At 45.2% G+C, this 22,360-nt stretch carries 25 protein-coding genes and 1 pseudogene; 12 read left to right on the top strand and 14 right to left on the bottom strand.

Annotated elements, in window-relative coordinates; translation table 11 throughout:
* The first annotated feature begins 55 nt into the window (after window positions 1-55).
* The 6 genes from ACOGW3_RS21255 (at window position 56) to ACOGW3_RS21230 (ending at window position 4,808) form a co-directional block, all read left to right on the top strand.
* Window positions 56-742, top strand: coding sequence for a fumarylacetoacetate hydrolase family protein (locus ACOGW3_RS21255; protein WP_419904778.1), 687 nt, complete (start codon window positions 56-58; stop codon window positions 740-742).
* 22 nt (window positions 743-764) lie between these two features.
* Window positions 765-1,325, top strand: a complete 561-nt coding sequence (locus ACOGW3_RS21250; RefSeq protein ID WP_419904777.1) for a sulfite exporter TauE/SafE family protein — start codon at window positions 765-767, stop codon at window positions 1,323-1,325.
* Between the two features lie 95 nt (window positions 1,326-1,420).
* Window positions 1,421-1,855: an IS200/IS605 family transposase gene (gene tnpA / locus ACOGW3_RS21245; RefSeq protein WP_419901154.1), complete on the top strand. Its 435-nt coding sequence runs from the start codon at window positions 1,421-1,423 to the stop codon at window positions 1,853-1,855.
* A gap of 409 nt (window positions 1,856-2,264) precedes the next feature.
* Window positions 2,265-3,773, top strand: coding sequence for an IS21 family transposase (gene istA, locus ACOGW3_RS21240; RefSeq protein WP_419901087.1), 1,509 nt, complete (start codon window positions 2,265-2,267; stop codon window positions 3,771-3,773).
* Window positions 3,770-4,582 carry an IS21-like element helper ATPase IstB gene (istB, locus tag ACOGW3_RS21235; RefSeq protein ID WP_419901088.1) on the top strand — a complete coding sequence of 271 codons (813 nt, stop codon included), beginning with the start codon at window positions 3,770-3,772 and terminating at the stop codon, window positions 4,580-4,582. Before istA ends, istB begins: the two co-directional genes overlap by 4 nt.
* A 64-nt stretch (window positions 4,583-4,646) precedes the next feature.
* A complete protein-coding gene (locus ACOGW3_RS21230; RefSeq protein ID WP_419904776.1) occupies window positions 4,647-4,808 on the top strand; it encodes a hypothetical protein in 162 nt (53 codons plus the stop codon).
* A gap of 14 nt (window positions 4,809-4,822) precedes the next feature.
* On the opposite strand, the gene ACOGW3_RS21225 is transcribed toward ACOGW3_RS21230, so the two are convergent.
* The 8 genes from ACOGW3_RS21225 to ACOGW3_RS21190 all read right to left on the bottom strand — a co-directional run bounded on the left by ACOGW3_RS21225 (window position 4,823) and on the right by ACOGW3_RS21190 (window position 11,399).
* Window positions 4,823-5,245: a substrate-binding periplasmic protein gene (locus ACOGW3_RS21225; protein WP_419906017.1), complete on the bottom strand. Its 423-nt coding sequence runs from the start codon at window positions 5,243-5,245 to the stop codon at window positions 4,823-4,825.
* Window positions 5,160-5,489 (bottom strand): hypothetical protein, encoded by a 330-nt coding sequence (locus tag ACOGW3_RS21220; RefSeq protein WP_419905969.1) that lies wholly within the window; start codon window positions 5,487-5,489, stop codon window positions 5,160-5,162. Before ACOGW3_RS21220 ends, ACOGW3_RS21225 begins: the two co-directional genes overlap by 86 nt.
* A gap of 187 nt (window positions 5,490-5,676) precedes the next feature.
* Window positions 5,677-6,288, bottom strand: coding sequence for a transglutaminase-like cysteine peptidase (locus ACOGW3_RS21215; RefSeq protein ID WP_419904775.1), 612 nt, complete (start codon window positions 6,286-6,288; stop codon window positions 5,677-5,679).
* 655 nt (window positions 6,289-6,943) lie between these two features.
* Window positions 6,944-7,279, bottom strand: a complete 336-nt coding sequence (locus tag ACOGW3_RS21210) for a cytochrome C oxidase subunit IV family protein (protein WP_419904774.1) — start codon at window positions 7,277-7,279, stop codon at window positions 6,944-6,946.
* A 36-nt stretch (window positions 7,280-7,315) separates the two neighbouring features.
* A complete protein-coding gene (locus ACOGW3_RS21205; protein WP_419904773.1) occupies window positions 7,316-8,011 on the bottom strand; it encodes a heme-copper oxidase subunit III family protein in 696 nt (231 codons plus the stop codon).
* Between the two features lie 29 nt (window positions 8,012-8,040).
* Window positions 8,041-8,730, bottom strand: coding sequence for a hypothetical protein (locus ACOGW3_RS21200; RefSeq protein WP_419904772.1), 690 nt, complete (start codon window positions 8,728-8,730; stop codon window positions 8,041-8,043).
* Window positions 8,727-10,487: a cytochrome c oxidase subunit I gene (locus ACOGW3_RS21195; RefSeq protein WP_419904771.1), complete on the bottom strand. Its 1,761-nt coding sequence runs from the start codon at window positions 10,485-10,487 to the stop codon at window positions 8,727-8,729. The genes ACOGW3_RS21200 and ACOGW3_RS21195 overlap by 4 nt, the downstream gene beginning before the upstream one ends.
* A 66-nt stretch (window positions 10,488-10,553) precedes the next feature.
* Entirely contained in the window at window positions 10,554-11,399 is an 846-nt protein-coding gene (locus ACOGW3_RS21190; protein ID WP_419904770.1) for a cytochrome c oxidase subunit II, read from the bottom strand.
* A gap of 310 nt (window positions 11,400-11,709) precedes the next feature.
* Here ACOGW3_RS21190 and ACOGW3_RS21185 point away from each other — a divergent pair, with 310 nt between their 5' ends.
* Together ACOGW3_RS21185 and ACOGW3_RS21180 are read left to right on the top strand one after the other, a co-directional pair.
* Window positions 11,710-11,904, top strand: a complete 195-nt coding sequence (locus tag ACOGW3_RS21185) for a hypothetical protein (protein WP_419904769.1) — start codon at window positions 11,710-11,712, stop codon at window positions 11,902-11,904.
* A gap of 104 nt (window positions 11,905-12,008) precedes the next feature.
* Window positions 12,009-13,490: a sensor histidine kinase gene (locus ACOGW3_RS21180; protein ID WP_419904768.1), complete on the top strand. Its 1,482-nt coding sequence runs from the start codon at window positions 12,009-12,011 to the stop codon at window positions 13,488-13,490.
* Between the two features lie 249 nt (window positions 13,491-13,739).
* Here the strand turns inward: ACOGW3_RS21180 and ACOGW3_RS21175 are convergent, their stop codons facing one another.
* Both ACOGW3_RS21175 and ACOGW3_RS21170 read right to left on the bottom strand, forming a co-directional pair.
* A complete protein-coding gene (locus tag ACOGW3_RS21175; protein WP_419904767.1) occupies window positions 13,740-14,318 on the bottom strand; it encodes a hypothetical protein in 579 nt (192 codons plus the stop codon).
* 363 nt (window positions 14,319-14,681) lie between these two features.
* A complete protein-coding gene (locus ACOGW3_RS21170; RefSeq protein WP_419904766.1) occupies window positions 14,682-15,602 on the bottom strand; it encodes a LysR family transcriptional regulator in 921 nt (306 codons plus the stop codon).
* Window positions 15,603-15,697: 95 nt separating this feature from the next.
* Between ACOGW3_RS21170 and ACOGW3_RS21165 the strand changes: the two genes are divergently transcribed.
* Window positions 15,698-16,477 carry a HalD/BesD family halogenase gene (locus tag ACOGW3_RS21165; RefSeq protein ID WP_419904765.1) on the top strand — a complete coding sequence of 260 codons (780 nt, stop codon included), beginning with the start codon at window positions 15,698-15,700 and terminating at the stop codon, window positions 16,475-16,477.
* Between the two features lie 48 nt (window positions 16,478-16,525).
* Here ACOGW3_RS21165 and ACOGW3_RS21160 read toward each other — a convergent pair whose 3' ends face one another.
* From ACOGW3_RS21160 to ACOGW3_RS21150, 3 genes and pseudogenes are all read right to left on the bottom strand, one after another.
* A complete protein-coding gene (locus tag ACOGW3_RS21160) occupies window positions 16,526-16,816 on the bottom strand; it encodes a hypothetical protein (protein ID WP_419904764.1) in 291 nt (96 codons plus the stop codon).
* A 79-nt stretch (window positions 16,817-16,895) separates the two neighbouring features.
* Window positions 16,896-17,998 (bottom strand): annotated as a pseudogene (locus tag ACOGW3_RS21155) (glutathionylspermidine synthase family protein).
* Window positions 17,999-18,131: 133 nt separating this feature from the next.
* Window positions 18,132-18,680, bottom strand: coding sequence for a DUF1190 domain-containing protein (locus ACOGW3_RS21150; protein ID WP_419904763.1), 549 nt, complete (start codon window positions 18,678-18,680; stop codon window positions 18,132-18,134).
* Between the two features lie 169 nt (window positions 18,681-18,849).
* On the opposite strand from ACOGW3_RS21150, the gene ACOGW3_RS21145 reads away from it, so the two are divergent.
* The 3 genes from ACOGW3_RS21145 to ACOGW3_RS21135 all read left to right on the top strand — a co-directional run bounded on the left by ACOGW3_RS21145 (window position 18,850) and on the right by ACOGW3_RS21135 (window position 21,225).
* Window positions 18,850-19,728: a hypothetical protein gene (locus tag ACOGW3_RS21145; protein ID WP_419904762.1), complete on the top strand. Its 879-nt coding sequence runs from the start codon at window positions 18,850-18,852 to the stop codon at window positions 19,726-19,728.
* Window positions 19,729-19,878: 150 nt separating this feature from the next.
* The gene (locus ACOGW3_RS21140; protein WP_419904761.1) at window positions 19,879-20,406 is read left to right on the top strand and encodes a hypothetical protein; all 528 of its coding nucleotides are present in this window, start codon (window positions 19,879-19,881) and stop codon (window positions 20,404-20,406) included.
* Between the two features lie 138 nt (window positions 20,407-20,544).
* Window positions 20,545-21,225 carry an NAD-dependent epimerase/dehydratase family protein gene (locus tag ACOGW3_RS21135; RefSeq protein WP_419904760.1) on the top strand — a complete coding sequence of 227 codons (681 nt, stop codon included), beginning with the start codon at window positions 20,545-20,547 and terminating at the stop codon, window positions 21,223-21,225.
* Window positions 21,226-21,257: 32 nt separating this feature from the next.
* Here ACOGW3_RS21135 and ACOGW3_RS21130 read toward each other — a convergent pair whose 3' ends face one another.
* A complete protein-coding gene (locus ACOGW3_RS21130; RefSeq protein WP_419904759.1) occupies window positions 21,258-22,349 on the bottom strand; it encodes an aminomethyltransferase family protein in 1,092 nt (363 codons plus the stop codon).
* Between the last annotated feature and the right edge of the window lie 11 nt (window positions 22,350-22,360).

Below are 22,360 nucleotides of genomic sequence, written 5' to 3'. Positions count from 1 at the left end.
TTCTATTACATAAACAAATTTCTATAATAAGTGTCATGGTAGTAAAGGAAATAAAATGACGAATTATGCCATCACCCCTCCTAAACAAGTGACGGTTCCTATTGAGGGAAGCGATGATGTATTCCCGATCCGCCGGATATATTGTATTGGTCGTAACTATGCCGAGCACACCATCGAAATGGGGCATGATCCTGATCGTGAAGATCCGTTCTTTTTTCAAAAAAATCCCAACAATATTGACGTGTCCGGGGATTTCCCCTATCCGCCAAAATCGAGCAATGTGCACCACGAACTTGAATTGGTTGTAGCCCTTAAAAGTGGTGGCCGGGACATTAAGCAAGAAAATGCCATGGACCATGTGTTTGGTTATGCCGTCGGTCTGGATATGACCCGTCGGGATTTACAGGGTATATCCAAAAAAACGGGTCGGCCGTGGGAAATCGGCAAGGCGTTTGAAAATTCAGCTCCTATGGGAACGATCGTTCCCGTCTCTGAAAGCACAAACCCTGATGCGGGCCTTATTGAATTGAAAGTAAACGGTGAAACCCGTCAGAAAGGTGATCTGAGCCAGATGATTTGGAAAGTATCTGAAATGATTTCCTATCTTTCTGATTATTATGAAATAGCTGCAGGCGACCTGATTATGTCTGGCACACCGGCTGGTGTTGGTCCTGTGGTTAAGGGCGATGTGATGGTTGGCACCGTTGAGGGTGTTGGCGAGTTGACGATAACCGTCATTTAATCTGATCGAGAGTGTGTTGACGATGATTGAAACATTGAGTGCAGATCCAGTTTTCTTTGCCAGTTTTGCTTCGGCTTTGGTCTTTACCGGCGCGGTTGCCGGCTTATTGGCGGGTCTGTTAGGGGTTGGTGGTGGTATTGTCATTGTACCGGTGTTGTTCTTGCTTTTTCCCCTGATAGGGGTTGAAAACACGGTACTGATGCATTTGGCTGTGGGGACTTCCCTGGCGACCATCATTCCCACTTCAATCATTTCGGCACGCTCTCATCATCGGCGAGGGGGTGTGGACTTTGATTTACTCAAATCCTGGTCCCCTTTGATTTTCGTTGGCGTACTCATTGGCAGTTATGTAGGGTCCGTGGTTAAGGGAGAAGTTCTTACTCTGATCTTTGCCCTTGTTGCGATTGTAGTTGCACTCAATATGGCCTTTCGCAAAGAAGGTGTTACCCTAGCTGATGAACTTCCCACGGGAGCTATTCGCCATGGTTTGGGGCTGTTGGTTGGCTCTTTTTCCGTCGTTATGGGAATTGGCGGGGGAACCCTGAGCGTCCCTATATTGACTGTGTTTAATTTAATCCGGTAAACCCCCGGCTATGCCGGGGGACTCTCAATGGTTTGACCGTTCCCACGGTCTTACATTTCTTTGTTTATTGACCAAAATAACAAAGGAATTAGCCGATGAGAGATTACAAAAGCCTTGCACATACGAGATGGGATTGTAAATACCACGTGGTTTTCATCCCTAAACGCAGGCAAAAAGTTATCTATGGCAACCTACGTCAGTATCTTGGTGAAATTTTCCATGAACTGGCCGGGCATCGCGAAAGTAAGATTGAGGAGGGCCATTTGATGCCGGATCACATTCACATGTGTATCAGCATACCGCCCAAACATGCTGTTTCAAAAGTCGTTGGATACCTAAAAGGAAAAAGCGCGATTGCCATAGCTCGAAAATTCAAAAATAAAGCACGGAATTTCAAGGGTGAAAATTTTTGGGCCCGTGGATATTTCGTCTCAACTGTAGGGCTCGATGAACAGATGGTGAGGGAGTATATCAGAACGCAAGAAGAGCGTGATAAGTACTTTGACCAAATGGATATATTCAATCCATAACCGCTTTAGCGGTTCCCAATTTGCCCCTTTAAGGGGCTCACCCGCTTAAGCCCCCGGCTTTGCCGGGGGTCATTTAACTATCCCATTCGACGGGCTGTAGGGACGGCTTCTGCTATTGGTTTAATTATCGCCTTGCCGGGCTCGATTTCCTTTATTCTAAGCGGTATGGGAAACCCTGACTTACCACCGGGGAGTTTGGGTTATGCCAATATGATTGGTTTTGCCCTTATGTTCAGCGACAATAACCTTGGCCGGTTGCGACAACCACCTTGGCCGGTGGATCTGATCATTAAAAAGGGCGTGCCCGTTTGATAATCAGATCCACCGGCCAAGGCTTAATTTGGTGTTAGTTACAAGCTGCTGTGAGTTGATAAATTAGGAACCTCTAGATGTAATTGGAGGAACCTGTTTGCCGTATAAATTTATCACAGATGAACAACTGAGACTTTACATGACAGATAGAAAAACTCATGGTCAACGAACCGCCGCTGCCCGCGCAGGGTTTAGCGAACGCACGGCCCGCCGATTTGACGTTGATGCGACTTTACCGTCACAACGCAATATAAAGCGAGGGCGAACAGTTTCTGATCCGCTTGAAGATATCTGGGATAAGGACATCCTTCCCATTTTGGATAAAGACAACTCGGTCAAACCCATTACTTTGTTGCGCCACATACAGAGCCTCTATCCGCTCCGTTTTCCCGATGACCGTGTCAAGCGCACGTTAGAGCGCCGAGTTCGGGGATGGCGGGCTCTGAATGGCCCTGAAAAGGATATCATTTTCAGGCAAACACCTGAGCCGGGTTACATGGGCCAATCAGATTTCACGGATGCAGCCGACTTAAGTATTACCATTGCAGGAGATCCTTTGGTGCATCGGCTCTATCATTTTGTTCTGGTATATAGCCGATGGGAACATGTTGGGGTCGTACTTGGCGGTGAGAGTTTTACAGCCCTTGCGGAGAACTTACAAAATGCGCTTTGGTCCTTGGGGGGCGCTCCTGAAAACCACCGGACCGACAGCCTGTCTGCGGCCTTTCGGAATTTGAGCGTTGAGGAAAAGGAGGACATTACCAAACGTTATTCTGCTTTTGTTGAGCACTACGGTATGGAGGCCAGTCGAAATAACAGAGGGGAATCACACGAGAACGGTGCCATTGAATCTCACCACGGTCACCTTAAGACTGCGATAAAGCAGGCCCTGATTTTGCGTGGCAGTAATGACTTTGACACTTTGGATGAGTATCGGCGATTTTTGGACGAGCTGATTGCTAGACGGAACAAACATCGTGACCAAGATATCCAAACAGAGTTGAAATCTCTCAAGGCGTTACCTCCTCGGCGAACAACAGATTACACTGAAGTCGTGTCGAGAGTTACCAAAACAAGTGGTTTTTTAGTTAAGCAGGTTTTTTATAGCGCCCCTTCTCGCCTAATTGGTCAACGCTTGCGTGTCCATATTTACGATAACCGGATAGAAGCCTATCTAGGCAGCACTCATGTCGTCAGCCATTCTCGTGAGCGGGGGCACGGCAAAGGCCCCCGCATTCATGTTATCAATTATCATCACGTCATTCATGCTCTCAAACGTAAACCTCAGGCACTCGCCAATTCTATTTATCGTGACAGTATTTTTCCAAGAACCGAGTACTCCCTGGCCTGGACATTGTTTCAGAAAAAGTTGTCCCGCAGAGATGCGTGTCGTCAGATGGTTGGGATACTTTTCCTTGCGCACGAAGAGGCTTGTGAGGCCGAAGTCGCGCACCTGATTTCGAGAGAAATCAATGCAGGAAGGCTACCTTGCGCAAAAAAACTTAAGCTGAATATCACAAAAAAGAACACGGATTTACCTCCTGATATTCCCGTGGTTCAACCTTCATTATCAGTCTTTGATACTCTGTTGGAGGATCGGGCATGACAAACATTGAAGTGGATCAGCACAAGCTGCCTCTTATGCTAACTGACTTACGATTACCCAGCTTTCACAAACACTGGCAAGATATCGCAATCCAATCCGACAAGGAGGGCTGGTCAGCAGCCAGGTTCCTTGCCGTTTTGGCCGAATATGAATTGGCCGAAAGGGACACGCGACGCATTCAACGCCATCTCAACGCATCAAACCTGCTGGGCGGAAAAACTCTGGCCACTTTTAACTTCAAGCGGCTGCCTAACGTGAAAAAGGCGCAGGTCGAAGCCTTGTCTGCCGGTGACTGGATTGACGCAAGAGCAAATCTGATTGCCATTGGAAATTCAGGGGGAGGAAAAACTCATCTCCTATGCGCCGTAGGTTATGCTCTTATAGAGGCTGGATACCGTGTGCTCTATACGCAAACCAGTGATCTGGTGCAAAAACTCCAGGCTGCCAGACGTGAACTTATGCTCGAAAACGCCCTCGCAAAACTCGATAAATTTGATCTCATCATTCTCGATGATATTACCTATGCACAAAGGGATATATCTGAAACATCCGTGCTCTTTGAATTGATCGCCAGACGATATGAGTACCGAAGTATTGCAATTGCTGCCAATCAACCTTTTAGCGGATGGGACAATATTTTTCAAGATAAGGCCATGACCGTTGCAGCAATCGATCGTCTTGTTCACCACTCAACCATTCTTGAGATGAATATCGACAGCTACAGACAATGGGAAGCCGCCCAAAATCTCAAAAAAATGTTGCGGAAAACCACAAACAAAAAGGTGAAAAATATGCCTGAAGCATCGTAAATAAACGTCAGATCACAGCCGCATCAAAAGCGGCCAAGGTGGTTGACGCAACCGGACAAAGTGGTTGACGCTCTACACCCTTATTGTTCCCGCGACCATGTTAACGGCTCCGATTGGTGCCAGAATTGCACACAGTATCAATCCTGCACGACTACGCCTGGCGTTTGCTTTTTTTCTTTTACTGACGTCGTTACGCATGTTCTCGAGCGTATATGCCAGTCTTTGAAGGGTGGTTTTCGACTACCGATATTTGTTCAAAATATTCTGATATTGCGGAGTTTCCTGAAAGGTTTTCAGTGCATTCTCAATCGTCGATGCAATAGTCGTTTTTGATTTTGGGACCGCGATATATCGTTTAACTGTTTCCAGTGCAGGTCCAGCCTGCTTAAACTGTCCACTGAGACCTTCATTTGCTGCTTCAACAGCAAGTACGTGTTCATCCCCAATTATTAAATCCAAACGCCCGGCAGCGAGCATTTTGATGAGAGTACCATTGGTCACAGTCATTTCCATTTTCTGAAGGAAATCGGCCTGTTCAAAGTCACTGGGATAGGCATAACCGGAAATGGAACCAATTCTATACTCTTTTAAATCTTTCAGGTGCGTCCATTCTTCGCCTTTGAGGTGCGTCCATTCTTCGCCTTTGAAATCGCTGTGTTGCATCTTTTCTCGCCCAAAAAACAGTGTCCGTTCCGTGTCTTGTTATGGGGCCGACCATGTTGTATTTCTCAAAGCGTTCTTTTTTTGCCCGCCAGGGTAACGAAGCATCTATATGAGCGCGGTCTGTCTTGGCGATGAGACGTTTCCATGGCAGTCCTGCCATTGTGTAATTAAGATTAGAGTGGTGTAAGGCGCCCTTTAAAATTTCTACAAATAGACCGTCGGTACTCTCATCGCTGTGTTGCATCGTATAGGGCGGGAAATCATCATCTATGATAATGTCCAACACCCCGATTTTCTCTTGTGCTTGTAGTTGAGAAACGGATAAGGAAAAGGCTGTCAAAAAGGTGACTGTAAAAAATAATGGGGACATTATTAAATTCCTTTTTGTATAGCACTTACTTACAAATTAGTTAGAAGCCTATCAGAGTATTTTATAATAATACTTTAGGTTTGTGTACCCATCGCGATGTTTGATTTACGGAATAGAGCGGGGTGTAGTTCCTCAATGTATGATGACTGGTTATCGAATTTGATAGGTTGTCGAGGATTTGAATGTCCTCCCGTTCATAGAGTGCTAACACCACGTGCCCTTTTTCTGCATTCTGATCTTTTAAGGCAACAATACGCATCTCATGATCTTTAAAACCTAAAGCCATAAGTGTGTAGTATTTTGCGATTGCATAATCTTCGCAATCACCAGAGTTTTTCATAAACTGGCTCAAGGATGCCCAATAATCTTGGGTACCATATATACCCTGATCTGATTTGTAGTCCCATTTGTTAAAATAACTGTTTACGGCCTTTATTTTTTGATTACGTGATAAGTTTCTGATTGATAATGTAAATTCTCTCCATGTGTGCTGTTCTGGCGTTTGGCATTTCTGTTTATTGTTTGCGCAGGCGAGGAATTCTTTGAATTCTGATGATGATTTTTTTAATACCGCTTCCCAGTTCTGCACACCTTTAAACGAGTTGTATTTAAATTCCGAACTGTTGAAGATTGAATTCGTTTGGTTCGCCGAGGCCTGTGCAATATCGAGCAATGAAATAGCCCAAATCGTTTTAAAGGGAAAAAAAATTAGTATTGCGACTAAAAGGAGACAGGTTAGTTGTGCGCTGTAAAAATGGTATCTGCCATTGGGCATCGCGACCTCCATAAATCAAAATTTATAGGTTGGTCCCTCTTTCGAGCCCGTGACGGAACATATTAAGTGCGAGTTTGTTATCCCTGGTTTACTGCTTAGTCACTTTTGTACTTTTTGTTCACGGATTAATTCCGTGTATTAAAAAGGCAAAGCCATAGTATCGTTGCTCACATCAAAGATGGATGTTTTTACAACGTCTTAGTTCTTTATAAGGGAGAGATCTAGGCTTTGCTCATTTCTCTCGCTTAGTAACTGTCGTGTCGTCCTCTTGAGAGGATTTCCCAAGAGAAGGCGAGCTAGAAACGTGCGAGATTAAGCCTGAGAATAGCGCAGATTTTTTGAAGTTCTGGGCTAATATTATCTTAAGGCCGTAGATTAAAATCTATACCTATAAGATCTTGTTCCTGAATTTAGTGTAGATCAGATTTCGTTAAAAATTTGTCACCTTTTGGTGTGAAATTTTACGATATGAAATAAAGGTTTCGAAATAGAGCCCTAAATAAGCCATGAATTAAGCCATGAATTACTGGAGGAAGAAGTTTAACTCTTGAAATTAGGAGCCTGCGCCAAAGTAAGTAACGCGGGAATCAAAAATATAATCTGCCTCAATTACCATCAGTGCGACAAGTACGAATATGGCCAGGGGAGGGACCAGAATGGCAGCTTTTAGGGCCAAGCGTTCCCACTGCATATGCATGAAGACACTGACAATCAGCCCTGCTTTTAAAATCATAAATATGAGAATTAGTGACCACCTTATGTAGCCCTGAAAGCTAAGGTAATCAACCATATAAGACAGGGCACTGAGGATGAACAACAAGCCCCAGATTTTTAAATATATGCCGATTGGGTGGATTTCGTTTTCGTGTTGTTCTGATTGTGTTGTCATAATAAATTCCCGATCATTAAATCGTTTTTATCGGTTTTACCATAAATAGAAGAAGGCAAAGATGAAGACCCAAACCAAATCGACGAAGTGCCAATAAAGGCCTGCTATCTCAACGCCCTGATAATCGCCGGTACGTTCAAAGTCACCGCGTAAAACCTTGAAGGCAACGACTGTCAGATAGATGACTCCGGCCGAAACATGAAGGCCGTGGAACCCGGTTATCATAAAGAATGTTGAGCCGAATTGAGCCGCGCCAAAGGGGTTGCCCCATGGCCTGACACCTTCTTCTATTAGTTTACTCCACTCAAAAACCTGCATGCCGACAAAACAAGCGCCTAAAACGGCTGTGGCGATCATAAGGGCAGCACATGCGCTTCTGTTCTTGCGGTAGGCAAAGTTTACAGCCATAGCCATGGTGCCGCTGCTACTGATGAGAACAAAGGTCATGATCGCAATTAGGATGAGGGGGATATGTTGCCCGGCGATTGTCAGGGCAAAGACTTCACTGGAATTGGGCCAAAGCTCTGTGGTGGTCATTCTTACAGCCATGTAACCAGTGAGAAATGATCCAAATATAAAGGTATCACTGAGCAGGAAGATCCACATCATCGCCTTGCCCCAGGAGACAGACTTGAAGGTTTCTTTATCTGATGACCAGTCCTCGTTAAAACCTTCCCAACCATCGGGTTGGTGTAGCTTGTTTCCTGTCATTTCTTGTGTCTGTTGTGACATTGTCGTCGTCCTTTATCAGACCTTTTGTATTAATCCCCCAACAAAATCCCGCGGCAAATCGCGATCAAATCAAATTTCCCGTTGTTATCGAGCACAAGCAGGACAAACATCAGCATCCAGAGCAGCAGCAAAAAATGCCAATAGCTGGTACAGAGTTCGAGACTTTTTCTAATCTTGTCTGCGCTTGCACCTTGCCAGATTTTCAATGCTGAGCGGCCCCATGCAAAGAGGCCTCCTAAAAGGTGAACTGCATGAAGTGCCGTGATGAGAATGAAGAAAGTTATGGCGGGATTGGTGTCGACAAAATTGCCTTCGCCGTAGAGCTGCAGCCAGGCTAAAGTTTGCCCAAGAATAAAAGCCACTGCAAAAAGTCCGCCTAGAAACATAAACCTGTTTCTAATCTGGCTTTGGCCAATGGGTTGCGGCACTGCTTCTTCTTTTCTGACAGTTATCCATGCGCCATGAAAGGCCAGTGAACTCAGAGTTAAAAACACCGTGTTTAAGATCAGAAGATCAGGTTCAATAAGGGGGACCCAATCTTCAGATGCCATACGCGTGAAAAAGCCCATTGTTAACAGTGAGAATAACACCGTGATAATGATAAAAAATGCGGTCAGGGCTAGTTTTCCTGGAGCGGCAGAACAGATCTGTCCCCGTTCAATAACTTCACCTGAACCGACTTCCCAGGGTTTACTCATCAATGTATGGCGAAGGCTCATGTATCCCCCTGATCGCGTCCTTGGTGAGGATCGCCTTTTTCATGAGGGACATTTTGGGGAATAAAATCTTCCTCAAAGCCCGGGACACTGTAATCATAGGCCCAGCGATAAACCACAGGATCTGTCGGCCCCCAATTGCCATGCCCGGGAGGTGTTTCAGGGGTTTGCCATTCCAGTGAAGTGGCTTTCCAGGGATTAGGTCCTGATTCTTTGCCTTTGAAGTAGCTCCAGATCAAATTGTAGATAAACAACAATTGAACCGCGCCAATGATCAAGGCAATTACGGTAATAAAAGCATTTAGGGATTGAGCAGATTCCGGAATAAAGGCCGCGTCTTCATAAGCAAAATAACGTCTGGGGACGCCAACAAAGCCTAAGTAGTGCATTGGGAAATACATCAGGTAGGTACCAAGAAAGGTCACCCAAAAATGAATGTGGCCCATTTTAACACACATCATGCGTCCGGTGATTTTGGGGTACCAATGATAAATTGCGCCAAAGACAACCAGGATCGGGGCAATGCCCATCACCATGTGAAAGTGAGCGACCACAAAATAGGTATCTGAAAGGGGAACGTCGATAACAACGTTGCCCAAAAACAGCCCGGTTAATCCCCCGACCACGAAGGTGAGAATAAAAGCGATGGAATAAAGCATTGGCATGGTGAGATGAATATCCCCACGCCACAGGGTCAAGACCCAGTTATAAACCTTGATCGCTGTGGGAACGGCAATAATGAGGGTCGTAACCGCAAAGAAAAATCCAAAATAGGGGTTCATGCCACTGACGTACATATGGTGTGCCCAGACAACAAAGCTGAGGGCGCCGATGCCAACGATAGCCCACACCATCATGCGATAGCCAAAAATATTCTTACGGGCATGGATAGAAATCAGATCCGAGACAATCCCAAAGGCGGGCAGGGCGACAATATAAACTTCGGGATGACCGAAAAACCAAAATAGATGCTGGAAAAGCAATGGACTGCCACCACCGTATTCAAGTGCTTCGCCTTGAGCAATAATGGCGGGCATAAAGAAGCTTGTCCCAAGTAGCCTGTCGAACATCATCATTACACCCCCAACGAAGAGTGCAGGGAAGGCCAGTAGGCCCATAATCGTAGCGACAAAAATGCCCCAAACACTGAGGGGCATGCGCATCAGGGTCATCCCCTTAGTCCGGGCCTGCAGTATTGTTGTGACATAGTTCAGGCCACCCATGGTAAAGGCGACAATAAAGATGACCAAGGAGATGAGCATCAATACGATGCCCCAGTCATATCCTGGGGTTCCAGGTAAGATCGACTGCGGCGGATAGAGGGTCCAGCCTGCTCCTGTCGGACCTCCGGGAACAAAGAAGCTCGCCATTAATACCAGGACAGAAACCAAATAGAACCAGTAACTTAACATGTTGAGGTAGGGAAACACCATATCCCTGGCCCCGATCATCAAGGGGATGAGATAGTTGCCAAACCCGCCAAGGAATATGGCGGTGAGCAAATAAATCACCATGATCATGCCGTGCATGGTGACGTATTGGTAATAACCTTCGGGATCAATAAAATCAAAAGAGTCAGGGAAGCCAAGCTGTAATCGCATTAACCAGGATAGAACTAGGGCGACCATCCCGACAGAGATCGCGGTTATCGCATATTGAATGGCAATGACTTTGTGATCTTGGCTCCAGATATATTTGGTTAAAAAGGTTTGTGGGCCATGATCTAAGTGGTCTGTTGGCGTGATTGCCGCTTCTGTCATTATTTCTGCCTCATCGCTCTAATATCAAAACATTTCACTTATCGAAGTGTTGTTGGGGCCGAGGTATTATTGGGGCGTGTTTTCTGTGATCTCTGTTAACTCAGATTTTTTGGCTTCGTGTGCGGCCATTTCCTCTGCAAAGGTAGAATAGTCCTGAAGCCATTCTTGGAAGTCAGCCTCTTCGTCGATGAAGACTGATCCGCGCATTTCAGAATGGGCAACGCCACACAATTCCGCGCAGAGGATCTCAAACTCACCAGTTCTTGTCGGAGTGAACCAAAAATAAGTCACAAGACCCGGGACCAAATCCATCTTGGCCCGGAATTGAGGCACGTAAAAATCGTGCAAAACATCGGTAGAGCGCAAAAGGAGTTTGTAAGGTTTTCCAACTGGTAGGTGAAGTTCGCTTTCATCAACGAGAAGATCGTCTTGTCCCGTGGGGTCATTGGGATTTATTCCAAAGGGATTTTCGTCACTGATGTATTTGGTTGCGACTGTACCGAGCTTGCCATCTTCTCCTGGGAACCTAAAAGCCCATGACCACTGTCGCCCTAAAACTTCAATAACCTTTGCCTCTTTTGGAACCGTGATGAATTGATCCCATACAACCAGACCAGGGGCCAACATGGCGATGATACCGATCCCGGTCAGGACAGAGAGCCAGATTTCGAGTTTCTTATTCTCTGGTTCGTAATGTGCACGTTGACCCTCTTTGTGCCGAAAGCGAAATACGGCATAGGTCATGAACAGTCCTACCGCGACAAAGACGATCCCGGTGATAACGAATGTAATAATGAGTGTCGTGTCGATGGTGCCCCAATTTGAGGCAAGAGGCGTAAACCACCACGGGCTCACAAAGCTGAAAACGACAGAGCCGACGACAAGCAAGACCAGTACAATAACAAGAATCATAGTGTAATACCTCTATGTTCCTAAACCACACTGCAATGTCTATAAAATAACCAAGCGACGGTTTCTAATTTGCCGTTTTACTCAGTCCAGTAAACCCTACTCAACTATCTGTTGCATGTAACAGTACGCTATTTTGTATTTTTTTACAATTCGTAGGCTTAATTTCCTGAATAATTTGTCTGTGAAAGGCGCCGACGGTGATTGATAAAAGAGGATCGGTTGGGTAAGTAAAATCTTCTGGTAAAAGGCTGTTGATAGGATTTCTTCCTTATGATTTGCCTTCTCCAAACCGTTTGAATTGGACTTAGTCGTGTCGTATATCCGTATATTCTTTTTCATGGGTTTTATACTGACTTGCTCGATTGATGTGCTGAGTTCTGTGGCTTTTGCGGATCGTGATCCCAATCGGAATGTGCTTTGTGTGACCCAACAAATCCAGGTGAGCAATAGAGCATTGGATAAGGCAATGGATGCTTGTCGACCAGAGGGGCCTATAAAGAAGTAAGTTGCAGAGTGGTAACGTTTCAAGCTTCATAGTTTATAGAATGTTTAATTGCCTTAAAGTAGATTGTAGTCTGTGACTGAGGGGGCAAGATATGGATAAATCAATTGCACGAAGACAAGGTAACAGCTGACCAGACCGCGCAGGAACCGTTCCAAGGCCAGGGAAATACGATTTATAGTCAGATCAGGACAGTCTTCCGTACAGGCTATTTACGTAATATTTTCTTGTTGTCCCTTGCGATTGCAATTGTTTTTCCTTTGGCTAATCGTTTTATTCTGTACCCGCTTTTTGCCGATTTTGTTACAGAAATCACAGAGCAAGAGGCTCAACGTTCCGCACGGCATCTGGAATTCGCATTAGGCATACAGGGTGAGGGAAAAATTTCTCTTCCCGAAAAGTTTACCTCCAATGCCCCGGAAATTATAGCGTCTCTTGATTTGATTAAGGTAAAAGTCTTTAACGCAACGGGTGAAATCATTTATTCGACCGATGCAGAGGATATTGGCCAGCTTAATAAGAATGATTACTTCCATAATATCGTTGCCCAAGGACACCTTTTTACCAAATTAATTCGTAAGAATACCCCGAGTTTAGAAGGCGATATTGTCAGATTGGATGTGGTCGAAACTTATGTTCCCATTTTAAGTTCTGGCGAGGGTAAAAAATTTCTTGGCGCCTTCGAGATTTATTTTGATGTAACTGAGCGAATGGCGAGGGTTGATCGTTTGCTCAATCTATCCTCTTATATTCTTGCTGCTGTTGCTCTTGGGCTTATGTTTGCTGTGATCTGGACTTTGCGTTCTGCTGTTGCGGTATCTATTCAAAGAGATAATGCAGAACGGGCCATGATTTTGGAAAAGGACCGTGCAGAACTTGCCAATCGATCAAAGTCTGAATTTCTCGCTAATATGAGCCATGAACTGCGGACCCCTTTGAATTCTGTCATTGGGTTTTCGGAGGCTTTGAATCATGAACTTTTCGGATCTTTGGGGAGTGATCAAAACAAGGAGTATGTTGTTGATATTCACCGATCAGGTAAATTCTTACTGGAATTAATCAACGACATTCTCGACATCTCCCGCATTGAAGCTGGGGAGTTGGATCTTGAAGAAGAGAATGTGGATGTCACGGCTGTTATTTCCGGAATTCTTCTGATGGTTAAGGGCCGGGCCGAGAAGGGAGGCGTTAAGGTTTGGCATGAAAATTTATCTACTAATTGTCATGTTTTCCTAGATGCCCGTCAATTTAAACAGATCCTTTTGAACTTGTTAAGCAATAGCATAAAGTTCACCAAACCTGGTGGTGATGTCACAATTACAAGTGATATTGGGTCCGATGGGGCATTTATTCTCAGCATAAAAGATACTGGTATTGGGATCGATAGCAAACACCAGGCACTGGTGATGGAACCCTTTGGTCAGGTAGCAGGAAGCCTGACCCGCCGTGAGGAGGGAACAGGCCTTGGCTTACCAATCGTTAAATCTTTGGTTGCCAACCACGGCGGTACATTTGAGTTGGAAAGCGAAGTGGGCATTGGGACGACCGTGACTATCACTATTCCCAAAGATCGGGTCTTGTGCGCATAGTATAGTTTAAGTGACTGACATGCGGATGTCAGGCAGATTACCAATTGTTGTTTTATCTTGTTTGCAAACCAAAATCCTCACGGCAAAAACTCATGAATTTTTTAGCATATTCTAAGTGGCAAACCTTAATTTGTTAGGTCACCTAAGTCGGAGCCAAGATAAGGTAATATCGGATTTTTCGTTTTTATGACTTAGTTTAAAGTAATGGGAAAGGGACAACTGCTGTTGTCTCCTTTCCCATAATTTATATTACTTGGCTGATAAGGCGCCTAAGTAAATCATTGCATCTTCGGTATTGTAAGGTGTTTTTTTACCTAATTTACAAAGGGATCCTCTCAAAATACCATTGGCAATGCCGCCACCAGGGAGAAACTTATCACCCTGTCTAGATTTTTTGGCAAACCACATGCATTCGGCATTTTTATTAGGAAGAGAAAAAGTGTAACAGGTGTAACCGGTACATGAGACCTCAGTTACAGTATCGAGTTTAATATTCTTGAAGCTACTCCAATTGTGGATATCTTTTTTCTCTACAGTAGGAGCTGTCTTCCAGTATTGAAAGCCCCGGATTGGCTGGTAGACAAGGTTGCTGACTTGAGATTTGACTTTTGATTTCCATCCCAGGATATAGTAATAGCTTCTATTGTTTTCAGAGGTGTAGCGCGTGCATTCCTGACTATCAATATCATCAGAGATTACAGCCCCGATTTTGACAGGACAGTCTTCTGGAGAGAGATCTAGAGCCCAAGCATTTTGTGTGTTTGAAGCGAGTTCCAGACCTAAAATTGTCAATACGGTAGCAAGTAGCAACGTGAGTTTTTTTAACATATATCCCCCGGGTTTTGATGAACCCCCTCGGCAAAAGAGGCTCTCGTGTTTCTGTAGTGAATTTTATCAGATAGAAAATGACCACAGACTTCAGTTTTATTTGCATCAACAAACCGTTTCAAATTCCTGTATATATTTGAAAATCGTTGAAAGTCTAAGGTAATTTCTATTCTAAAATACTACTCATAGACGAAGCGCCGCTGGCAATCAATAGTGGTAATATAGGGCCTAGGAGACTTTTTAAAACTCTGTGGGGTGTAAAAATAAAATGCAATAATTCATACTGGAAATGTGGGCTCAGATCCAGATAGCTTAAAGAGTTCATATCACGCGCGTCCTGATATCGAGACTTAATGATCCTCATCAACGAGGTTTGGACTTCTGCTGTTTAAAATCTTCTATGCAATAGTCGGTGAATTTTTTCAGGAGCGGGGGCATACTCGCATCAACCTTGTGGGCCAGGACGATCTGTGTTGGTTCAATATCTTCTTTGATTTCCAGAGAAACGATTTGATGCCCATCATAGGTGCTGGGTTCATTGGGGCGCATGGTAAGTAGGGAAAAGCCCAAGCCATGGCCCACAGCGCTTCTGACTGATTCAAGAGACGTGGAACGAAATGAAATTTGTGGTGTGATCTGATAGCGGGCAAATATCGAATAAAAATATTCCCGGCTACCGGGAGCGTCAAAAAGGACGTAAGGCTCGTCAGCGAGTTCTTTTAAACTGATTTTGGTTTGAGAGCTCTTTTTGTGATCCCTAGGTAATATGACATAAGGTTTGGGTTTTGAAAGCACTCTCCAGCCGAGTAAAGAAGGGTCCAGGCCAAGATCATATAAGATTGCTAAGTCTATGTTTCCCGTTAGTAATTCCGTTACCAGTTCACTTTGCAGCAGTTCGCTTACCTCTACCTCGACATTTGGAAAAAGACTATGATAACGGCTTGATAATCTAGCGACGTGAAAGGGGGCAATGGATTGAAAACATCCAAGCCTGATAGTACCCGCAAGATTGGCTAATATATCAGAAACATTGCGTTCCACTGCTTGGGTCGTTGCGATTAACTTTTCCGCTTCACTGTAAAAGGCGCGACCTTGAACGGTGAGATCCATGCCACGTGCGTGTTGGCGATCAAAGAGTTGTAATCCAGTGATGTCCTCTAGCTTATCTATTGCCTGTGCGATGGCAGGCTGAGATATGTTCATAACCCGCGCAGCCTGCGCGATGCCGCCTTGTTCGGCGACGGCCATAAAATAACTGCATTGTTTTAGAGTAAATCTAACCATATTTTTCTTATCCTTTGATAAGATAATACAAGTTTTTACCAATGATAGAAGTGCTGTAGTCTCCTTTTTAGAATTTAAATTAGGAGAAGATCTCAATGTCTGTTGCCGATATTATCGACCTCAAGCGATATCCCCTGATGAATGAAGACTTTAGACAGTCATGCCGGAAATCCGTGGATGATACCGGTGTTCTCGTTCTCGAAAATTTCCTCAATGCCAATGCGCTGGCAGAAATTCTGGAAGAAGGGGAAGTGAATGAGGACAAAGCTTATTTTTGTACTCAGGAACACAATGTATACTTAACGCCCACAGACCCTGAATACAGCGATAATCACCCCAGAAATAGAAAAGTGATATCTTCTAAAGGCTGTATCACTGATGACATTATACCTGTGAATTCGCCTTTGCGGGAACTATATGATGCACAAGAGTTTCGGTCTTTTTTGTGCTCTGTATTGGGGGAAGAAGAACTGCATCACTATGCTGACCCGCTTTCTTCTATAAATCTTCATTACGCGAACACTGGTCAGGAGTTGGGGTGGCACTTTGATAATTCATCCTTTGCAACAACCCTGATGATCCAAGAGCCGGAAGCCGGTGGCGCTTTCGAGTATGTCGGGGGATTGCGCGATGCGGATAATAACGAAATGAACTTTGAGGGAGTTGAGCAAGTCTTGAATGGTGAGCAATCAGTTAAAAGTCTCTCAATGAGTGCCGGTGCTTTGGTTCTTTTTCGCGGTCGTAATGCGATCCACCGTGTCGCCCCGGTTGAGGGAAACCGCACCCGGATGCTGGTTGTTCTTGCTTATAACTCAAAGCCGGATATTGCGCTTTCAGAATCAGCACGCATGACCTTTTACGGCCGTTTAGGTTGAGACCGACAAACGAATACATTTTGGGGCAGCACGCTTATATATGGAGCTCTATAGCTTGAGGTGATCAGGGACCACTTTTTCCAGAATTGTCATCAGGAACGGGTCCATGTATCGGTAAATGTCTGGTATTTCCAAAACGTGGATGGTCATGCCCTCAACCAGACTTGGGAAACGATCTGTTAGTTTGTCTTTGTGGTGTTGCTCCATGACAAGGATAACATCTGCCCATTGCATATGATCAACGCTGACGGTTCTTACGGCGCTGGCATTGGTCCCCGCGGAACGAACCGATAAATCAGGATGTGCGTTCCAAATTGTTTCCGCGGTTCGGCTGCGCATCCTGTTTTCACTGCATATGAATAGGACATTCTTCATAATGCGATTTTTTACGAGTAACCAGGTTAAGGCTTTTCGTAGATTAGTATATCACATGCGGTAAGAACCGCGAACTATCCTTGGTAATGGGGGAGTTGTCTTCGCGGATGCCCATGCCACAGGGCTGACTGGCGACAAGCCAGGAACCAATAACCGTGTGATTGCCTTCAAACACAGGCAAAGGATGAAAGGCCTGTACGATAAAGCCTTCGCTACCATAGGGGCCTTCAACCGATACAGGGGCTTCATCAGGGCGGATAATTTCTATATTGGCACCTTCACGGGAGAACAGTGGTTTTTTGACGTAGCCACCTTCCAGATTAGATATCCGGGGATCATCGGCGAAGAAAGCGGGTAAAAGGTTCGGGTGACCTTCGAACATTTCCCACAATAAGGGCAGGAGGCCTTTGTTGGACAAGATCGCTTTCCAAGCGGGTTCAATAAAGTGACCCCGCTGTTGGGCACCGACTTTCCGAACTCATCAGTCATTATCCACTCCCATGGATAAAGCTTGAACAGGGTACGAATGCCCATGTCATCGAGATCGCTGAAGTGACCGTTCTCATCGATACCAATATCTTCCATGTGAAGGAAGTTTGTATCTACACCTGCTTGAATGGCGCAGTCCTGGATATAACGAACAGTGCCTTCATCTTCGGGGCTGCCCTGGCAAGATGCGAGGTGAAGTTTGCCGTCGATACCCATGTTTTGGAAGGCTTCTACCAGCCGTTCATGGACCGAGTTGAACTGATCACAACCTTTGGGAATAATATCGCGTTCCATCGCCTGTTCAAGCCAAAGCCATTGAAACGCACCGCTTTCATAAAGTGAAGTTGGTGTGTCGGCATTGTATTCCAGAAGCTTGGCTGGACCATTGCCATCATAGGAAAAGTCGAGACGGCCGTAGAGGTTTTTTTCCTTGTTGAGCCAACTGGCGCGGATGTAATCCCAGAAGTCTTCCGGGATCGCCAGTTTAGACATGACTTCTTCAGAGTTAATCGCGCGGTCTACCACCTCAAAGCAGAGGCCTTCAATCGCCTCGCTTGGGTCTTCAATGTCATTTTCGATCTGCTCAAGACTAAAACGATAACAGGCGCTCTCATCCCAATAGGGGGCATCGTCTATAGTATGGAAATGAAAGCCCATCTCTTCGGCTTGTTCTTTCCAGTCATCGCGTTCTTCGAGGGAGATCCGTTGCATTTTTGTACTCGTGTAAAGTCAGGACCTTAATAGAAGGTTTTTCTGTTATGCATGTTGTTAAGCTAGGTAATTTATGGCCTTAACCACCAAAGCTCCGAGATCTGCTTGTTGTTCGCGGGGCACTGGCACCAAACCCACCACGTCTGACGGTACTTGTTTTGGTGGTTGGGGCTTTCGCCACGTTACCAGGGACTTTGGAGATACCAGTCTTACCGGCAACTTTCTGATTGTCACCTGTACGGAAATTCTTGGCATCATCAGCTGAGCGATAAAGCGGTTGTGTCGCTACCCGTGAATTACCGCCAAGCATATTGCCCATCATGTAACCCATCATTAAGGGCATAAAGACGGAGCCACCACCTTGAGTTTGCATCGGCGCAATTTCACATTGTGTTGCGCCAAAATCTACTTCGCAATCTTCAACGGATGTATATTTGGGTGAGACACGAATATGCTCGGCCTCGGCCAGTTTCATGTTCTCTTCACATGTTGAACTGTCAAAACCGTCTTGCTGCGAACATTGCTCCACAGTCTCAAAGATCCCGACCTCCTGAGGTTCTTCACATGCTGTCAGGGCAAGGGCACTTGCCCCCATCAGGGCCAGTTTCAGGGTCTTTGATCTTTTCATGGGAGGTCCGTTACTGAAGTTATTATTTTTTTTAAAATTCTTTGTCCTAATGTAGGTTTCCACTCTGGGGATGCAAGTGAAATATTTGTTGAAATTATGGGGTTTGTTAATAAGTAATTTACACCTTAAGGTAGTATTTTTCTTTCCTCCAAAAAGGATAGAGAGAAAATTGGATTTTGACTCCAGAAGAAAAGTGATTTCAGGGTTGGTAAAGTTGGGCTATGGCCTGGTTGCATTGTATCTTTGGTTTATTCTCTTGCTTTGGTTGGAACCTGCTCTTGCAGAAGATCTTGCACATAACAAAGTTGAATTTAAAGAACTGAGGCTGCAAATCGGGTCTCCTAATCCCCCTTATCTTATTAGACCAGATGAAATTCCCAGAGATAATCACAGAGATAATATCAGAGATAATATCAGAGATACTTACGGGGCAGAGTTGGATATCGTACGAGAAGCCTTGGCCTTTGAGGGGTATCGCCTTAACGTGATTTCTCAAGATCATACAGCTCCCCTGAGCCAGGAAACACAAAGATTAGGGTATCAAGTCGATGCTGTGATGGGCGTGTCCAGAGGTAACGAGCTCGGGGGGTGTTATTCCAGACCTTATATTTTTCATCGAACTGTTGCGATTTCGCTTTCGTCACGGGATCTTATTTTAGACGATATTGAAGACCTTCGAGATCAACGTGTTATCGGAGTGGCAGAAGCCCCTGGAATGTTGGGGATAAATTTCTCCAAAGTTTTTGCGAAAATCAAAGGTTATGAAGAGGTCAAGCATCAGCGCAGGCAAGGTATTGAGCTATTCAGCGGTGACACGGATTTCATTGTCGGGGACTTGAATAGCTTTAACTGGATCGTTGAAAACGGAGAGTTTCCTGAAAGTGTTGATCGTTCTCAATCCATCGCCGTACATCCCATATTTCCCCCAAGCTCAAGACATCTGATTTTTCGGGATCAGAGTGTTTGTGACGCTTTTAACCGGGGAATGGAGCATTTGGAGTTGAGTGGCCGTTATCAAGAAATCCTGAATGCTCATAACTTGTTTTAACCATTTAAAGGCTGCTCCCTTGAGAAAGTGGTTAAGGACCCAAGATAAACTCATTTACAATTCTATTCGTATTATTCTCCTTCGACACAGGAAGGTCATATTTCTATGTCACACAATGCCTAGCTTAAGTTTCTAAAGGGTATTGATAATATGAGGCAGGCACAGACACTCTCAGTCGTTGGTTTTGTTATATCACTCATAATGGGAGGGGCTGGGTTTTCAACTATTGCAATGGCAGATCAGGCTGGTTCTAACTCTGGTGAGATAGTTGAAGATATCATTGAGGAAGTGGTTGGCCAAACCTTGGAAACTATACGTGAAGAGGTGCGTCGTAACACAGGGATTGACCCTTTGAAACGAGGGTATGACTATCGTCGTCAATATGAGCCAGCACCTTCAGGCATCTCTAATGAAGCCACACGGGAACTTCGGAAACTCAACGAAGAACATGATCAGAAAATCAGAAAGCTCGACGAAGAGTTACAGCGTAAACTTGATAAAGCTAGGGCTGAATTTGAACGTGAAGTCGCGAAAGAAGACAAGTCAGAGAAAATAAGAGAGAAGAGAGCAAAATTAGTTGAGAAGGTTGATAAAGCCGAGGACACGTTCCACGAAAAGATGGATAAAGAAAATCGCCGTTTTGATGAAAAGCGAAATAAAATTCTTCTCAAGGGATAAGCGAAGGAAATTTCGGAATGTTCATAACCTGATTTAATTTTCAGGCTTTTGAGTAGCTTGGGTGCTATAGTAAATGCTGACGCTGAGATAACTCTTTCAAATGTTAACACTGGGAAGAGCTCTGGAGGTTGAAGCAAAATGAAGGTGATCGTGTTTGGTGGCACGGGGATGGTGGGCAGTGAAGTTCTACAGCTTTGCTTAGGCGCCCCTGAAATTTCTCAAGTTGTCACAATCGGTCGTCACTTAACGGGCCTTACTCATCCAAAATTAACGGAAGTTGGACACCAGGATTTTACGAATTTTACCGTGGTGGAGAAAGTGCTGGCCGATGCGGATATCTGTTATTACTGCGTCGGTGTATATCAGGGTCAAGTGAGCAAAGAGTTGTTCTGGCAAGTTACAGTGGGTTATCTGGAAGCATTATTGGCCAGCTTAGAGAAGGTCAATCCTAATATTCGGTTTTGTCTGTTTAGTGGTCGCAGCGCAAGCCCTAGCGAAAGGTTACCTGGGATGTATCCCAGAGCAAAAGGCAGGGCTGAAGTAAAATTGAATGCGAGTTCCCTCAAGGGCAAATATATCTTCCGGCCCGGTATTATTGCCCCCGGAAAAGTAGCATCGAAAAAAACGATATCGACACGGTTATTTGAGCCGATTTACAAGATGCTGCCCTTTTTAGGGATTGATGCGCCTGATCTTGCAAAAGTCATGGTCTGGACCGGGCTGGCTGGTGGAGCTGATAAAGTCCTTGAAAATGGCAAGATGCGTAAGCTTTCCAGGCTGCCATTGAGTAACTTTCTGCAGCAGGTGAGAAGCCAGTAAGCTAAATTGCTCACTGGCTCTTATCGCTTGGGCTAGGTGTGAGTTCGGGACTTCTCGGGATCGTAAAACGGAAGCGATGCCACTGTTGCTGTCGTCTCCAGATTTTCACTGGATAACTTTAACCGCGTTCCAACCTTGATGTCTGCATCTACATGCCCCAAAGCGAGTGACTGCTTCAGTCGGTGTGAGTAACAAGGACTGTTTACCGTTCCAACAGTTTGACCGTCTAGCGAGAGCGTTTCTCCACCTTCGACCATATCACTATGCTTTATGATAAGGCCAACGTTGCGCAATTTCTCCTGCCCTCTCGCTGAGAGCAAGGCGGTTTTACCGCGAAAGTCACTTTTGTCTCTATTTATGGTAAACCCAAGACCGACTTCCCACGGTGTGTGATGGGTAGTCATGTCGTAGCCGTAAAACAGTAGGCCGGCTTCAATTCGAACCTTGTCGAGGGATGTGAAAGAGCACGGCATTACACCAACTTCCTCTAAACTATCCCAGAGATCAACAATAACAGAGGCTTCTGCAAATATCTCGTAACCGCGTTCACCTGAATAGCCTGTACGTGAAATACGGCAAGCCTTGCCAAAAAGGGTGGCAGGTGTGTGATGGAAATATTTCAACAGTTCTAGATCGACATCGCAATAAGCGTTCAGGGTATTTAAGGCGAGGGGGCCTTGTACTGAGATATTGTGGAGATCGTCGGTAAATTGAAGAGCTACATCTTTGCCCTTTGAAGATGCCTGTAACAGGGCCATTGTATCGCCGGAACCATGCACAATTAGCCATTCATTTGACCCATTGTTAGATACGATTGCATCGTCAGCAATCGTGCCGTCATCAGTTAATACGCAGAGATAGGCCGATTGCCCTGGCGCAATTTTGGAGATGTCTCGTGTGGTCAGGTGATTGAGGGTAGCCTGCGCATCTTGGCCGCGCACAAAGACCTTTTTTAAGGGCGACATATCAAACATGCCGGCCCGTTCTCGCACGGCGTCGTGTTCATCGTTTGGGTTGCTGTCATAGCTCCAGGCAGTGCCCATGCCATTCCAGTCTTCAAGTCCTGATCCGAGGGCGATGTGGCGATCGGCAAGGGCGGAAGTTCTGCTGAGTTCTTCTGTCATAAGTTTTTCCT

Origin of the sequence: Kiloniella sp., from assembly GCF_965205715.1 — a bacterium.
Lineage (GTDB): Bacteria > Pseudomonadota > Alphaproteobacteria > Kiloniellales > Kiloniellaceae > Kiloniella.
Note: the sequence above shows the minus strand (reverse complement) of the source record. Positions and strands in the feature narration are given on the sequence as shown.